We start from the raw sequence: 15,352 nt of genomic DNA on the forward strand, positions 1-15,352 counted from the left end.
CTACATAGACGGACGCTTGTTGGTCACACTGGCGATGGCATCGTGGGGATGCAGGCTCTCGAGGTGGCTGACGCTGATGTTGACGCCCTGATAGCTCGCCAGAGCGGCGTTGATTCTTCGGACGGAATCTTCAACAAACATCAGGTTGCTGCCGTTCAGCTCGGCAAACGCCTGTTCATCGGCGCGCTTGACGGCGGTTTGTAACGGCGTCTTTAACGCCCGTTCGATACTTTCGATCAGTGCTTCAAGGCCGAAGTCCACGGCGCTGTCGGGCACAGACACTTCAACATCCGCCCGGCTGCGCTGGCTATGTGGGGTTGCCAGAGTGGCGTGTTGCTGAAGCCAATTCACAACCGCAGCGGGCTCTAATGCGTCGTTTGAATGGCCAAAGTCGGCGGCAAAGCGTTCGCTGATCAGTTGGCGGGCCAGCGCCGCAGAACATGGGCAGGTAGATGAGTAGCCAACGCTGACTTGCAGCCGGAAATCAAACTGGCCGCGGTCGAGTTTGGCGTTCAGTGTCACCGGATAGGCACTCCAGCCAGAAAGCTCCGCGGTTTTCAGTGCTGGTTTTTGCATCAGCAACTCAAACTCAAACGCCAGTTCAGCACTGTTACTGCCGCAGTCTTCGTGACTCGCGATCATCTGCTGTAATACCTGTTTCAGCCCGGCCGGGCTGAGGCGAACATCATCGCCAAGCGGCATCAGTAATCGATACAGCCGTGACATATGAATGCCTTTCACGTGAGGCAAAGGCAAGTTGACCGTGGCTCGCACACGGGCATTGGCAAACGGCCGCTTGAGTGAGTCTGCCAGCGTAATGGGCAGGTCGATGGCATCCATGCCAACTTCAGACAGGGCGCCTTCAATCTGGGCGTTGTCTGACACGGACACATCGGGAAGTTTGGCGTTCATGTGATCGTTTTGATGCCTCTTCAGAGATTTGTTTCGATTGACAGGTTAGTGACGGGCGTTGCACGGCCAACATGTGGGCGAGGGAGTGACCATGGCCGTACAAGCCCGAAACCGGATAGCGGCTTACAGCGTATTCACCACGGTCGGTGTCAGCTTCATATAGCCTTCGGCGTATTCAATATTGCGCTTGGCGGTAATGCCGATATTGCGTTTGGCCTGGACGCCGCGCTGCAGTGCAACACGGGTGTAGTAGTTCCACAGGTGTTCCTGGCCTTGCATGCACTGAATGGCCTTGAACTTGGTTTCCCAAACATCAGTGATATCGAGGAAGGTGTTTGGCTCCCAGCCACATTGCTCGGTTTGATGCGGCTCAAAAGCATAGACCGGTGGAGCCCCAACGATTTTCTGACCCGGATTATGGCCTTCGGCCTGAGCGATGATGCGAGCTTCCTGAGCGGCGTGCATGGCCAATGGGTGGTCGAAGTTGTAAGGGTCTTTGACCGAGTGCGACAGCACGAACTCGGGCTGTAGTTCGCGGTAAGTGTCGACTAACCGGAACAGGGTGTCGTCGCTGATGCGCATCGGATAATCGCCGATGTCCCAGAATTCAACGTCGGCACCCAGGATGTCAGCCGCTTGCTGCGCTTCTTCCTGACGGGCCGCTTTGACGGCTTCCAGCGTCATCCCCTCTTTGCGCCACAGCTTGGCGGATTCGCCGCGCTCACCATAAGACAGACAGATAACCTTTACCTTGTAGCCTTGCTGAACGTGGCTGGCGATAGCGCCACCGGCACGCCAGACAAAATCGGCAGAGTGGGCGCTAACGACCAGGGCTGTTTTTTGATCCACAGTTCGGATTCCTTCTTTTGATTACGGATTTTTCTTGGTCGTTTGGTGATTTCTACTCTAGTTATTTAATTGTTATAACATAACATTTAAAGGTGGTGAATAGTCAGGCGTGAACAACGAATACGTAAAGCAGGAATGTGGATTAACGAGGAGGAAAAGCCGTGGTGCAGGCTGTGTCAGGAGTCGGGTAGGAGGAATGTCATGTAGGAGCAGGCTTGCCTGCGATGGTACAGAGGGTGGGAGGTAGCTTGCTGCCGATGGTTTATCGAGAGCAAGCTCTCTCCCACAATATTATCCAGACGCCAGATCCGCTCCCGGCCAGGCCAGACGAAACGCTTACAGCTGCGATTGCATATCGTGGAAGGCGCGTACCAGGCCGTTGGTGGAGCCGTCGAAGTGTTCAGGGATCTGATCGCTTTCCAGTGCCGAAAGCACTTTGCCACCCAGCTGTTTGCCCAGTTCCACACCCCATTGGTCAAACGAGTTGATGCCCCAGATCATGCCTTGGGCGGCGACCTTGTGTTCATACAGAGCAATCAATGCGCCCACCACTTGTGGTGTGGCTTTCGGGAAGTACAGGGTGTTGCTTGGGCGGTTGCCTTGAATCACTTTTTGGCGCGCCAGCACCATGGCTTCGGCTTCGCTCATGCCACCATTCACCAGCTCTTCCACGGCTTCAGCTTCAGATTTGCCTTGCAGCAGCGCCTGACTTTGGCTCAGGCAGTTGGAGACCAGCATGGCGTGGAAGTTGTCGATCGGGTTGTGGCTGCACATCGGCATGATGAAGTCGCACGGTGAGAAGTGGGTGCCTTGGTGCAACAGCTGGTGGAAGGCGTGCTGGCCGTTGGTACCGACGCCGCCCCAGATGACGGGGCCGGTGTTGTAGTCGACCTTCTGGCCATCAAGGGTGATGGATTTGCCGTTGCTCTCCATGTCCAGCTGTTGCAGGTGAGCTGGCAATGAGCGCAGGTAGTGGTCGTACGGCAAAATCGCGTGGGAGTTCACACCAAAGAAGTTAACGTACCAGACCCCCAGCAAGGCCATCAGCACTGGCATGTTTTGTTCCAGCGGGGCGGTGCGGAAGTGCTCGTCCATTTCATGGGCACCGCGCAGCAGGTCGCGGAAGTTGTCGATGCCAATCGCCAGCGCCAGTGGTAAACCAATGGCAGACCACAGAGAGTAACGACCGCCCACCCAGTCCCACATCGGGAAGATGTTTTCTTCGGCAATGCCAAACTCAACCGCTTTTTCAACGTTGGAGGATACCGCGGTGAAGTGCTTGCTCAGGTGCTCTTCCAGGCCGCCGTTGCGCAGGAACCACTCGCGGCAGGCCAGGGCGTTTTTCAGGGTTTCCTGGGTGCCGAACGATTTCGACTGAATGATAAACAGCGTGGTGGCCGGATTCAGACGTTTGAGAATCTCGGTGATGTGGGTGCCGTCGATGTTGGCCAGGTAGTGAATGTTCAGGCCGCTGTCCCAGTAGGGCTTCAGGGCGCTGGAAGCCAGTTTGGGGCCGAGGAAGGAGCCGCCAATACCAATGGAGACCACGTCGGTAAACGGTTGGTTGTTGTAGCCACGCCATTGGTTGCGACGGATTTTCCAGCAGAATTCTTCCATGCGGGATACGGTTTCACGAATCTCCGGCATGATGTCTTCGCCGTCGACCATGATCTGGCGGTCGCTGAAGTTACGCAGGGCGGTGTGCAGGGCTGGGCGGTTTTCGCTGCGGTTAATGGCTTCGCCGCTGAACATGGCGTGGATTTGTTCGGGCAGGTCGCGTTGCTCGGCCAGTTGCAGCAGCAGCTCCATGGTGTCGCGGGTCACCCGGTTTTTGGAGTAATCCAGGCTCAGGCCTGCGGCTTCTGCATGAAAGTGTTCGAAGCGGTTTGGGTCTTCCTTGAACCAATCCAGCATGTGCTCGTTGCCGACGGTTTGATGGTGCTGCTGGAGGGCTTTCCAGATATCTGACTGAATCAGGCTGCTTGCCAGAGTCATAGTGCTTCCTTGGGATTTTTGAATTCTCTTTTGGTCGTCGGCCAGTATACGAGAGCGGCCGCTATAGCCGCAAAAGCCCATGGCGACCGGGGTCGAATGACACCGCTGTCATTGGCGAAAAGATGAAAAATAAAGGGTTTGGGTGGTTTTTGCAGATCGGGAATAAGACTGCGCGCCGCAGAAGAAAAACTTAAAACCGTGTCCGGAATCAGTTGACCACTACATACATACAGGGTGCGTGTGCAGGGCGGGTGTGATCGGGAATAAATTCCCTCCTACAGGGGGCGTGTGCAGGCGAGTGTGATCGGGAATGAATTCCCTCCTACAGGGTGCGTGTGTAGAACGGGTGTGATCGGGAATAACTTCCCTCCTACAGGGTGCGTGTGCAGGCGGGTGTGATCGGGAATGAATTTCTGTATGCAAGGATGGTTGTAGGAGCTGATTTATCCGCGCACAAACAAAAACAGCCAGTGGCGTTACGCGCACTGGCTGTTGGGTCATTGGCTGAATGCCAATGCGGCAAGGTTGTTGCTGGAATCAGGCAACCTGTACCGGAATGTCGAAGCTGGTGTGGCTGACGCTGTTGTCTTCGTTCATGTACAGCATCTTCGGCTTGAAGGTTTCCAGCTCTTTCTCATCGTAGTTGCCGTAAGCGGCGATGATGATCTTGTCGCCAACGTCTGCCAGCCGGGCTGCTGCGCCGTTTACGGAGATAATGCCGGAGCCGTCTTCGCCACGAATGATGTAGGTGGTGAAACGGTTGCCGTTGGTGATGTTGTAAATCTGGATCTGTTCGAATTCACGCAGGCCTGTCATTTCCAGCAGCGCACCGTCGATGGCACAAGAGCCTTCGTAATCCAGTACTGAGTGGGTAACGCGCGCCTGATGGATTTTGGCTTTCAACATAATGGACTGCATGAGAACCCCTTTTTTATAAGTCTCTTCGGTTTGACGATTGCGGGTCTGGCTGTTGCTGTCAGGCCCATGACACCGGTCCGCCCCCTTGTTTTTCCTGATCAATTATTGATCCGTTTTCAAAGGGGGCGTGAGTATGCACTAATCGTTTTTGGTGATCAATGTTACGGAAATGTTGTCGATCAAGCGGGCTTTGCCAAGGAACGCGGCCCCCAGAATCACCAGCTTGTCACCCACTTTGGGGGCGTCGGCAATGCTCAGGTTGGCAGCATGGCGCACTTCCAGATAGTCGGGTTTGAAGCCGGCTGCTTGCAGTTGCTGTTCGGCGGCGGCGATCAACTCAGCCAAAGGCTGCTGCTGTTGCAGGCCGTTGCCGATGGCGGTCAAGGCCTGATAAAGCGCCGGTGCCGCTTGGCGTTCGGACTCGGTCAGATAGCCGTTGCGGGAGCTCAGTGCCAGACCGTCGGTCGCCCGGGCGGTGGGCACGGCGACGATGGTCAGCGGCATATTGAGGTCGGCGACCATTTTGCGAATCACCGCCACTTGCTGGAAGTCTTTCTCGCCGAAAAAGGCGAGGTCTGGCTGCACCATGTTGAACAGCTTGGTGACCACGGTGGCTACGCCGTCGAAGTGACCCGGACGGCTGCCGCCGCACAAGCCTTCAGACACGCCCGGTACGCTGACGGTACTCTGGATAGCCTGACCGGCAGGGTACATTTCGTCGACATCTGGCGCGAACAGCAGGTCGCAGTCGGCGCTGACCAGTTGCTCCTGATCGGCTGTCAGGGTGCGCGGGTAACGCTCAAGATCGCTCTTGTCGTTGAACTGCAGCGGGTTAACGAAAATGCTGGCAACGGTAAAGCAGTCTTGCTGTTTGGAGGCCTTGATCAGGCTGATGTGGCCAGCGTGCAAATTGCCCATGGTAGGCACAAAGCCGATGTCTTTACCGGCTTTACGAGCAGCACGAATTTCCGCCCGCAAGGCGGCCACAGTATGAATGGTTTTCATCAGGCGAACTCATGCTCCGCAGACGGGAATGTGCCACTGCGAACTTCGTCGCCGTAGGCTTGCAAGGCTTGCTGAACGGTGCGGCCTTCGGTCATGTAGTTTTTAACGAAGCGAGCAACGCGACCGGTGTGCAGGCCCAGCATGTCGTGGATTACCAGCACCTGGGCGTCGGTGTCCTTGCCCGCACCAATGCCAATTACAGGCACGCTGACGGCTTCGGTGACACGCTTGGCCAATCCGGATGGCACGCATTCCAGCAAGATGATGTCGGCACCGGCGTCGGCCAGGGTAATGGCAGCGTTTACCAGTGCATCAGCACGCTCCTGGTCGCGGCCCTGAACGCGGTAGCCGCCCAGCTTGTTAACCGCCTGAGGCGTCAGACCCAGGTGAGCACACACGGGTACACCTTGCTGCGCCAGCACGCTGATCAGTGGTGCCAGCCATTCGTCACCTTCAATCTTGACCATGTGGGCACCGGCTTGCATCACGGCGCGGGCGGCTGCCAGACCGGCTTCGATGGTGCCATAGCTCATGAACGGCAGGTCGGTCATGATGAACGCCGGGGTTTCAGAACGCTGGTTACCACGAGCCACACAACGGGTGTGGTAAGCCATTTCTTCGAGCGATACCGGCAGTGTGCTGTCATTGCCCTGCAATACCATGCCGAGGGAATCGCCAACCAGCAGGCACTCGATGCCTGCGTCAGCGGCCAGCTGCGCGAATGTCGAGTCATAGGCAGTGAGGACTGCAAACTTCTCCTGTTTGGCTTTGCGGCCTTGCAGGGATTTCAGATTGACTGGGGACATTGTTCTCTCCCGGTGCTCCAGCTCAGATTTGTGGTCGCTTATGGTGCGGATTGGTGCCAGCAAGTCAATATTACCTTGGTAATTTTCCTTGGAAGGCAATGATATCGGTGGTTATTTGATCGACAGTTAACATCCAGGCTGAGCCTGAGGTGCAATTGACGAGTAAAAGGAAGGAATCCGCGGTTATCGGTCGGTATTCAGATATCCGGCCGGCCCATGATCACCAGCTCGTCCTGGTCTGCCAGTTGCTCGGCGTGTTGCAGCACGCTGTTGCCGTCGGCCAGTACCAGCGCCGGGGCCAGTTCGGCCAGTGGCAGCATAACAAACAGGCGGTTGGTCATTTCTACATGCGGTACGGTCAGGCGTTCGCTGTCGATGCGCTGGTCATCGACCAGCAGGATATCAATGTCCAGTGTGCGTTCGCCCCAGCGGCGCAGTCTCACCCGGCCCTGACCGTTTTCAATGGCTTGCAGGGCATCCAGCAAGTCCAGCGGCTGAAGGTCGGTGTCGATACAGGCAACGGCATTCACGTAGTCCGGCTGATCCTGCGGACCAACCGGCTTGCTGCGATAAAACGACGAGTAGCCCGTCAGGGTAATATCCGGATGCTGGTTGAGGGTTTCCAGGCACGTTTGCAGCTGCTGGTATGGCTCATTGAGGTTAGCACCCAGCCCGAGGTAACAACGGATCATCCGTTGTTGCGCCGGGAACTGCTGGAACGACGGCTGCTGCGGCGTTTGCGCGATGGACGGCGCTCGTCGCGGCCACTGCCTTCGTGGTTGCTGCTGTTATTGCCACCGTTGCTACGGCCTGAACCACTGGAGTTGCTGTCGGAACGGCGTGAGCGACGCGGCTGCTCCGGTACGCCTTCCTGTTCCTGATAGTCGGTCCACCACTGGCCGATGTTATCCAGCTGTTCGCCAGACTGCTCACGCAGTAGCAGGAAATCGTAGGAGGCACGGAAGCGCGGGTGCGACAGCAGATCCTTGCACTTGCGGCTGTTGATTCGTGGCAGGCGCAGCTGCATTTCCCAGATTTCCCGCATCGGGATCGAGAAACGCTTTGGAATGGCAGTATGGCGAATTTGCTGGGCCAGCACGCGGTCGGCAGCTTTCTGCATGGCCGGGTGTGGCGGCAGACCAGAGGCTTCGAATTCTTTGCGCACACGTTCAACCTGAGGCCACAAGAGTGCGGCAAGGAAGAAGTACGGTGTTACCGACTTACCCTGGCCAATGCGGGCATCGGTGTTACGCATGGTGTTTTCGGCCAGTGAGCGGGCAAATTCGTCTTCCTGCAAGCACTGCTCAGTGCCCGGGAAAATATGCCCGAACAACTGGTAGTCACGTAGCAGTTGCAGGGTGTCGAGCGCCTTGCCAGCCAAAAACAGTTTCAGGCATTCATCGAACATACGTGCGGCAGGCACTTGCAGCAGCAATGGCGCCAGCGCAGGAATTGGGGCTGCGGTTGCCGGGGACAGCTGGAAGCCTTCCAGTTTGCCCATAAAACGAATGGCACGCAGCATCCGTACCGGGTCTTCCCGATAGCGGGTTTCCGGGTCGCCAATCAAGCGGATTTGACGGTTTTGCAGGTCGTGCCAGCCACCGGCGTAGGCGTACACGCCAAAGTCGGCAATGTTGTAGTACAGCGCATTGATGGTGAAGTCACGGCGCATGGCATCTTCTTCACGGGTGCCATACACGTTGTCGCGCAGGATCATGCCCTGGTCACCGGTGGCAGCAACCTTGTCGGAGTGCTGTTCGGTAGGCGGCGCGCGGAAGGTGGCGACCTCGATGACTTCACGGCCAAATACCACATGAACCAGCTTGAAGCGGCGGCCAATCAAACGCGAGTTGCGGAACAGCTTGTTGACTTGCTCCGGGGTCGCGTTGGTTGCCACATCAAAATCTTTCGGTGACATACCCAACAGGGTGTCACGCACGCCACCACCAACGAGCAGGGCTTCGTAACCGGCGTTGTGCAGTCGATACAGAACCTTCAGCGCGGCATCGCTGATCTGGCTGCGGCTGATGGAATGTTCATCCCGGCTAATGACTTGCAAGGTGTGATCGACCTGCGGCTCGTCGCCCGGCTGAAAGATGTTTTTGATGAAAGAAGATATTCGCTTCACTGAGGCTCAGTTGTTTTGTCGCGTAAGAAAGCAGGGAGTTTACCAGTGCAACGGTGAATATTGCCAATTGGGAACAGACTAATTGCGACGATTAGAGGAAGCAGAAAACAAAAAAGCCGCTCGTAGCGGCTTTTGTCGGGAGGCCCTTTGTTCTTTTTGTTGTTTTGTCCCTAACGCTCGGACTGGAGATCCACTCTTTTGAATGTTCAGTACCGCCTGTTTTTATTTTTATCAGCGGTACCAGTCATTCGAAACAGTTGGACTGGCAAGCCCCTAGTTATTTTTGTTGTATGGGGCAATGCCGTGACGAGTGCTTGTTATTTTTGTTGTTACTCGTGTTACCGAACCGGTTGTTATTGTTGTTTTAGGTTCGTGCCAGAGTTATTGCCATTAGCGTGCCAAAAAATAAAAAATCATATAAAACAATGACTTATGGTTTTTCCTTGGCTCGTGTTACGTCGTTGTGGCCTGATTTGTTACCTTTTTTTGGGGTGTGGGGTAACAGCGGCGGTAGCAGGTAACACTTTGGGCCAAAGGCAACCAACCGTGCCAGCCGTGTGAATTTTTGGAACTTTGGGTGGAGAACTTTGGTGTTGTCTCCTAAGACCTTCTGAAAAATTCGGTGCCCACTCTTGATAACAGGGCGATGCGAAGTCACGAAGCGCTAACAGAAGACGTAGAGTTAACAGAAGACGTAGAGCTAGCAGAAGACGTAGAGCTAGCAGAAGACGTAGAGCTAGCAGAAGACGTAGAAGCAGGAGCAGTTACAGAAAGAGTAACAACAGGGGTAACAAAAGTAGCAGTGCTTTGGTGACAACAAATGCAGGGGAGGTCGTTCTTGGATCTTTCAATTTATCCGCGTGAAAGTATGGGGGAAGTACGGTGAAGTCTGCATCTGGCGAATAGAAGGCTGGTCGTGCAGCTGGCTGAGAAAAGGGTGAAACCTGGGAAAGTGGTGCTCCAGAAATAACAAACCCCGTGTGGTGTGCACGGGGTTCTGGAGAGAGCAAAGAGTCTTCGTTTTCCAGGCCAATTGTTATTTTTATTGGTGGCCCGTGGCTGCTTGGCTCCTTGTTATTTTTATTTGGTGCTGTGCAGCTCTTGTTCTTGAATTGGTTATTGCTATCCCCGTGCCAAAAATAAAAAAACCTTTAAAAACAGTAGCTTAGGTTTTTCGCGTTTACGCTTTGAAGGGTTTTGTTACCAAGCCCGAAACTTTGCGTAACACTTTGGGTGTGTGCCAGGTAACAGAGCGGGCTGAAAAGTAGCACTTTGGTACAAGTCATTTCGCGTCGGTGGGACAAGAGATCAGTAAATGGTCGTTCGAGGGCCATGGGGAGCTGATAGATGACTCGGAGCGTTTATGCCTGGTTGTGCAGTGCCCAGCTTGGTGTGGGCTGAATGACGTGGGTTAAGTGGTTTTGGCCTGGGTTTGTCTGAAGCGGAAGGATGAGAGGTTGGGGGGCGTGCGGTTTAGGCTGCTGGCTGAGGCTGAAAGTACTCTGATTTTTCAATCCCCCAGAAAGAACAAACCCCGGGTCCTTTCGGAGCCGGGGTTTGCGAGAGAGTTCTGACTTTTTCTTGTTCTGACACTCGGCACTGCGATCTTGTTTTTGTTTGGCAGCGCTAGTCGGTTGGCTGGGTATTATTTTTATTTCCAGGAACCGCTCTTGTTGTACGTGAATGATTAGCTATTTGTGTGCCAATTCTGTTTCTAAACTTACAAAACAACAAAAATTCCAATTAAAACAATAACTTATGGTTTTAAATTCAATTGGTTAGAAAAATTCATCATTTGTATCTGGCCCGATATGTTACCGAAAGTGTTACCTGGGGTAGCGCATGGGTTGCTACTTTGGGTGTATGTGGGTAACACCTTCTGGCGTAACACTTTTTGAAGTCCTCGGATCTAACGTGGGTTAGTCCCTTGGTAAGAAGCTTCTGACGAGGAGCTTCTGACGAGGAGCTTCTGACGAGGTGCTTCTGACGAGGGCTTGCGGTGAAGAGCTTCTGGCCAGACGCTTCAGGAACGAGGATTTGGAAGAACCAGCGAGTGAGGAGCAGTGCGGAAGGTGCTGAATAACCGATACAGTTATTCAGCGTCGGAAGAGCAGTTCCCGAGGTGTTACTTCTTCTTGCGAGGAATACCCAGCCGTTGGCGGCGCTCCCACAGGCTCTTGCGTGAAATGCCCAGTTTGCGAGCCAGGTCGGTTTCGGTCATGCGGCTTTCGTTATCCAACACAAAGTGCACGAAGTAATCGTCCAGCGACAGGTCGCCCTGGGCTTGCTGCGGGTTGCTTTCGGGTTCCGGAGCGTTGTTGTTGTCGACCAGGTTTTCACGCATGGCTTCGCTGATGTAGCGGTCTGGTGACAGGTCGATGCCCAACAGGTCGGCGCTGATCTCGTCGTCGTCGGCCAGAATCACCGCACGTTCAACGGCATTTTCCAGCTCACGCACGTTACCCGGCCACTGGTACTGACGAATGGCATTAACTGCAAAGGCGTCGAACTGCATAGGCGGCTGGTTCATGCGCTGGCAAGCACGGGTCAGCATGTAGTTGGCCAGTTCGACCACGTCTTCGCCACGGTCGCGCAGCGGTGGCAGGGTCAGCTCAACAACGTTCAGGCGGTAGTATAAATCCTCACGGAACTCGCCATTGGCGGCCATTTCCTTGAGGTTACGGTGGGTGGCCGCAATCAGGCGCACATCCACTTTAATGCTTTGCACGGCACCGACGCGGCGAATCTCGCTTTCCTGTAACACCCGTAAGAGGCGCGCCTGTGCTTCCAGTGGCAGTTCACCAATTTCATCCAGAAACAGGGTGCCACCATTAGCGGCTTCTACCAGACCCTGACGCTGGGCTGCAGCACCGGTAAAGGCGCCTTTTTCATGGCCGAACAGTTCGGATTCCAGCAGGGTTTCGGGAATAGCGGCACAGTTTACTGAAATCAACTGGGCCCCCTGGCGGCGGCTTTGTTCGTGCAGGGCGCGGGCAACCAGTTCTTTACCGGTACCGGATTCGCCATGAATCAGCACAGTAGCGTCGGTTGGCGCGACCTTGTTGATCTTGCGAAATAACGCCTGCATGGCATCGCAACTGCCGATGATGCCATTGCCATTTTGGTCCGCAGGTTTGCTGGCACTGCTATTGGTTGCAGCAGCGGCAGCCGGACTGGATTGGCTGTCGGCCAGGGCATCGTTCATGCGCGCGGCCGGGTCGATACGCGGCTGGGCAAGAATCTTCTTCACGGCCTCAACCAGTTCGGTGTGATCGAACGGCTTGGCGATGTATTCCACGGCGCCCATTTTCATGGCGTCTACGGCAGAGCGCAGGCTGGCATAACTGGTCATGATCAGCACCGGGGTGCTGCCTGCCAGTTCAATCAGGTCGGTGCCTTGACCGCCAGGCAAGCGCAGGTCGGTGATGACCAGATCGTATTCTGGCAATTTGTGCTCACGAGCAGCATCGATGCTATCGACATCCGTCACTTCAAAATTGTGGCGTTGCAGCAGGCGGCGAACAGACTGACGAATGATGGCTTCATCTTCGACAACCAGAATACGACTCATAGATTCTCTTCCATCCTGTTATCCGGCATGTAGCGAGGGAGACTGACTTTAACACAAGTGCCGCCCTCGTCATCCAGCGGGCTGATGATCTGCACCTGCCCATAATGTTCTTCAATGATGCTGTACACCAGTGCCAGCCCAAGGCCGGTGCCTTTGCCCACTTCCTTGGTGGTGAAGAAGGGCTCGAACACCCGCTCCTGCACCTCAGCAGGAATGCCATGGCCTTGATCGACAACGCGCAGGGTTACCTGATGCTGGTCGGCATCGGCGCTGGCGCTGATCTGTTGACCGGGTTGGCTGGCATCGCGGGCGTTGCTGAACAGGTTGACGAACACCTGCACCAGTCGTTGCGAGTCACCAATCACCAGCAGGTCCTGGGGGCACTGGTTTACAAAGGCGATGTCCTGACTGCGCTTGCTTAAACGCAGCAGCTGCATGGCGTCTTCAATGCACTGATACAGATTGACTTCTTCGTGCTCGGTGCTGTGGTTGCCAGCGTGGGCGAAGTTCATCATCGACTGCAAAATGCGGCTTACCCGTTGGGTTTGCTCGCGTATTTGCTGGCCGATTTCAATCAGCTCGGGATTGTCAGTTTCGTATTCAATGCCCTGGGCCAGACAGTCGATGCCGGTGATCGGGTTACCAATTTCATGAGCCACACCCGCCGCCAGCCGACCAATGGATGCCAACCGCTCGCTGTGGATCAGCTCGCGCTCCAGCAACTGGCTGTCGGTTTGGTCTTCCAGCAACAGCACCGTGCCCTCTGGCTGGCCGTTGGCACTCTGGATGATCGACTTATGCAGTGTATACCAATGAGGGCGGGCCCCCAGGTCGACACGCTTTTTGTGTTCGTGCAAGGTCGAGCCTCTGATAAAGCGACCAAGCAACTCACCCAGGGGGCAGGCAAGTGGTCGACCAGCGTACCGGACACCCGTTCGGCGGTGAGTCCGGTCATTTCGACCATGGCCCGGTTCCACAACAAAATTTCACCGTCTTCTGCCAAAGAGCATGCGCCCAGCGGTAGCCGCTCCAGCGTTTGACGGTGGAACCGGCGCAAGTGATCCAGCTCGCCAGCCAGCCCTGACAAGCGGTCGTTGAAGCCTTCCAGGCGTTGTTCAATCAGGTAAATGTCGTTGGACAGCGGCGGCCCATCCTGCAACGGCAGGTAGCGGCGAATGATGTCCTGCGACACGGTAGGGCCAAGCAGGTTGGCGAGGTTGGCTTCCAGTCGCACCCGCAGTCGACGCAGTTCGTGTGGGCGGTCTTCATAACCCGGAAGGCCGAGGTCTTTCAGCGCCTGATGCACTTCGCGTTCGGCCATGTAGCGGCCCAATGGACGGGACAGCGCCAGAATCGCATCGTTGGAGTTTTCTGCTTCCAGCAGTTGCATGCTGGGGCGCTGGGCGGCAATCACACAGGCTTCGGCGGTACTGAGTTCAACGTCGGTGGGGCGGCGCAGTTTACTGACGATAAAGAACAGTCCCAGATTGGCTATTACACTGGTAAGGGCAATTTGATACCAGTTGCCTTCATTGGGCACCGCCAGCCAGTTCAGGTAAGGGGTTTTATCGAACAGGAACGGCAAAAACAGTCCCATCAGCCAAATGGCCATACCGGCGCTCAAACCTATCAGGAACCCCGGCTTGGAAGCGCCACGCCAGTACAGCAAACCTGCAATGCCCGGCAAAAATTGCATGGCCGCACCACAGGCCAGAATGCCCAGTCGATTGATGTCCAGATCATTGGAAAACACACTGTAGAACACCATCGCGGCGGTCAGAATGCAGAGGATCAGGATGCGGCGGGTCCACAGCAGCCAACGGTAGAAGTCTTGCTGTGGCGTCGGCTGGTAGTTGGGGAACAGCAGGTGATTCAGCAGCATGGCGGAAATGGCCAGAGTCATCTGAATGCTGACACCGGTAGCGGCAGACACCCCGCCGAGGAACACCATCAGGGCGATGGCACGATTGTCGGTATCCATGCCCAGTGCCAGTGAAAAGTATTCTGCCGGGGCAGATTGTCCGGTGATCACCCCGGACCACAGCAACGGCACCACACTGATCGACATCGCCAGCAAAATCAGCGGGAAGGCCCAACTGGCCAGACGCAAGGCGCGGTTACTGACGTTTTCGGTAAAGGTAATGTGGAAGGTGTGTGGCATCGCCACAGTAATGGCCAAACACATGATCAGCAACGCCAACCATGAGCCATTCGGCGGAGCTGCCGGCCGTTCCAGCAGGTAGTCGTGAGCAGAGCTGAGCCAACTGCCGCCAAAGGTGGCTTCGGGTAACACGTTGAACACCAGAATGGCACACAGAGCCATCACCGCGACCAGCTTGACCAGCGACTCCAGCGCCAGACTGAACACCAGCCCTTCGTGGTTTTCCCGTGGGGTCATCTGGCGCGCACCGAACAGAATCGTCAGCAGCAAAATCACTACCGCATACCCCAATGCCAGCCCTTGCTTGGGAGCTTCCGGTGCCAGCATGCTCATGGTGTCGGCAACCGCCATGATTTGCAGCGTCAGTAGCGGTAACACCACTCCCAGCATGCACAAACTGACCAGAATTCCGGCCGCCTTGGAGCGATAACGGAAGGCCAGTAAGTCGGCTAATGAGTTGAGCTGATAGCGCCGGGTAATCCGCAAAATGGGCCGCAGCAGCACCGGCGTTAACAGGAAGGCCCCGGCCAGCCCACCAAAATAAGCGAGGTAGCCATAACCATACAGCTCGGCCAAAGCGATGCTGCCGTAGTAACTCCAGGCGCTGGCGAAAACCCCCAGCGACAGCATGTACACAACCGGCTGTTGTACCCAACGGCGGGGCACCCAGCCTTTTTCAACGGCATAGGCACTGAAGTACAGCAGTGACAGATAACCAACCAGAATGAAACAGAGCAGGCCTAGGCTGAAGGTCATTCAGAAATTCCGAAACGGGCTTGGGGGTAACATCGGCGTCAAAGTGGCCGAACTCAAACAACCAAGAGTAACACATTGGTGCAGATATAAGCGTTGCCCACCCGGGGGGAGTTGAGCGCGTTTGTTGTGGGAGAGAATGAGCGGGTTGAAGAAACGCTCATGTAGGTCCGATAAAAACGCGAAGCGACTGCCATCTGACGTTGCTGTATTTCCAGAAGCCACAGCAGCCATTGTAGGAGCGAATTTATTCG

The 15,352-nt window shown here is 55.5% G+C and carries 11 protein-coding genes; all 11 read right to left on the reverse strand.

The window, feature by feature from the left end; genetic code table 11:
* The 11 genes from folE2 to ACXADJ_RS01440 all read right to left on the reverse strand — a co-directional run bounded on the left by folE2 (window position 1) and on the right by ACXADJ_RS01440 (window position 15,101).
* Window positions 1–912 carry a GTP cyclohydrolase FolE2 gene (gene folE2 / locus ACXADJ_RS01390; protein WP_475062235.1) on the reverse strand — a complete coding sequence of 304 codons (912 nt, stop codon included), beginning with the start codon at window positions 910–912 and terminating at the stop codon, window positions 1–3.
* A gap of 123 nt (window positions 913–1,035) precedes the next feature.
* Window positions 1,036–1,761 carry a PIG-L deacetylase family protein gene (locus tag ACXADJ_RS01395; RefSeq protein ID WP_475062240.1) on the reverse strand — a complete coding sequence of 242 codons (726 nt, stop codon included), beginning with the start codon at window positions 1,759–1,761 and terminating at the stop codon, window positions 1,036–1,038.
* Between the two features lie 336 nt (window positions 1,762–2,097).
* Window positions 2,098–3,756 carry a glucose-6-phosphate isomerase gene (gene pgi, locus ACXADJ_RS01400; protein WP_475062242.1) on the reverse strand — a complete coding sequence of 553 codons (1,659 nt, stop codon included), beginning with the start codon at window positions 3,754–3,756 and terminating at the stop codon, window positions 2,098–2,100.
* A 537-nt stretch (window positions 3,757–4,293) separates the two neighbouring features.
* Entirely contained in the window at window positions 4,294–4,674 is a 381-nt protein-coding gene (gene panD, locus ACXADJ_RS01405) for an aspartate 1-decarboxylase (protein WP_028295072.1), read from the reverse strand.
* Window positions 4,675–4,812: 138 nt separating this feature from the next.
* Window positions 4,813–5,679, reverse strand: a complete 867-nt coding sequence (panC, locus tag ACXADJ_RS01410; protein WP_475062245.1) for a pantoate--beta-alanine ligase — start codon at window positions 5,677–5,679, stop codon at window positions 4,813–4,815.
* Complete coding sequence (gene panB / locus ACXADJ_RS01415; protein WP_475062248.1) at window positions 5,679–6,485, reverse strand: 3-methyl-2-oxobutanoate hydroxymethyltransferase; 807 nt, start codon at window positions 6,483–6,485, stop codon at window positions 5,679–5,681. Before panB ends, panC begins: the two co-directional genes overlap by 1 nt.
* Before the next feature lie 197 nt (window positions 6,486–6,682).
* Window positions 6,683–7,177: a 2-amino-4-hydroxy-6-hydroxymethyldihydropteridine diphosphokinase gene (gene folK, locus ACXADJ_RS01420; RefSeq protein WP_475062254.1), complete on the reverse strand. Its 495-nt coding sequence runs from the start codon at window positions 7,175–7,177 to the stop codon at window positions 6,683–6,685.
* Window positions 7,174–8,613, reverse strand: a complete 1,440-nt coding sequence (pcnB, locus tag ACXADJ_RS01425) for a polynucleotide adenylyltransferase PcnB (protein ID WP_475062259.1) — start codon at window positions 8,611–8,613, stop codon at window positions 7,174–7,176. Before pcnB ends, folK begins: the two co-directional genes overlap by 4 nt.
* A 2,125-nt stretch (window positions 8,614–10,738) precedes the next feature.
* Entirely contained in the window at window positions 10,739–12,184 is a 1,446-nt protein-coding gene (locus ACXADJ_RS01430; RefSeq protein ID WP_475062264.1) for a sigma-54-dependent transcriptional regulator, read from the reverse strand.
* On the reverse strand, window positions 12,181–12,939 hold the full coding sequence (locus ACXADJ_RS01435; RefSeq protein ID WP_475062267.1) for a sensor histidine kinase: 759 nt from the start codon (window positions 12,937–12,939) through the stop codon (window positions 12,181–12,183). Before ACXADJ_RS01435 ends, ACXADJ_RS01430 begins: the two co-directional genes overlap by 4 nt.
* A complete protein-coding gene (locus ACXADJ_RS01440; RefSeq protein WP_475062269.1) occupies window positions 12,888–15,101 on the reverse strand; it encodes a PAS domain-containing protein in 2,214 nt (737 codons plus the stop codon). The genes ACXADJ_RS01435 and ACXADJ_RS01440 overlap by 52 nt, the downstream gene beginning before the upstream one ends.
* Window positions 15,102–15,352 lie beyond the last annotated feature (251 nt).

The organism is Oceanobacter sp. ABM4_470 (genome assembly GCF_056158645.1).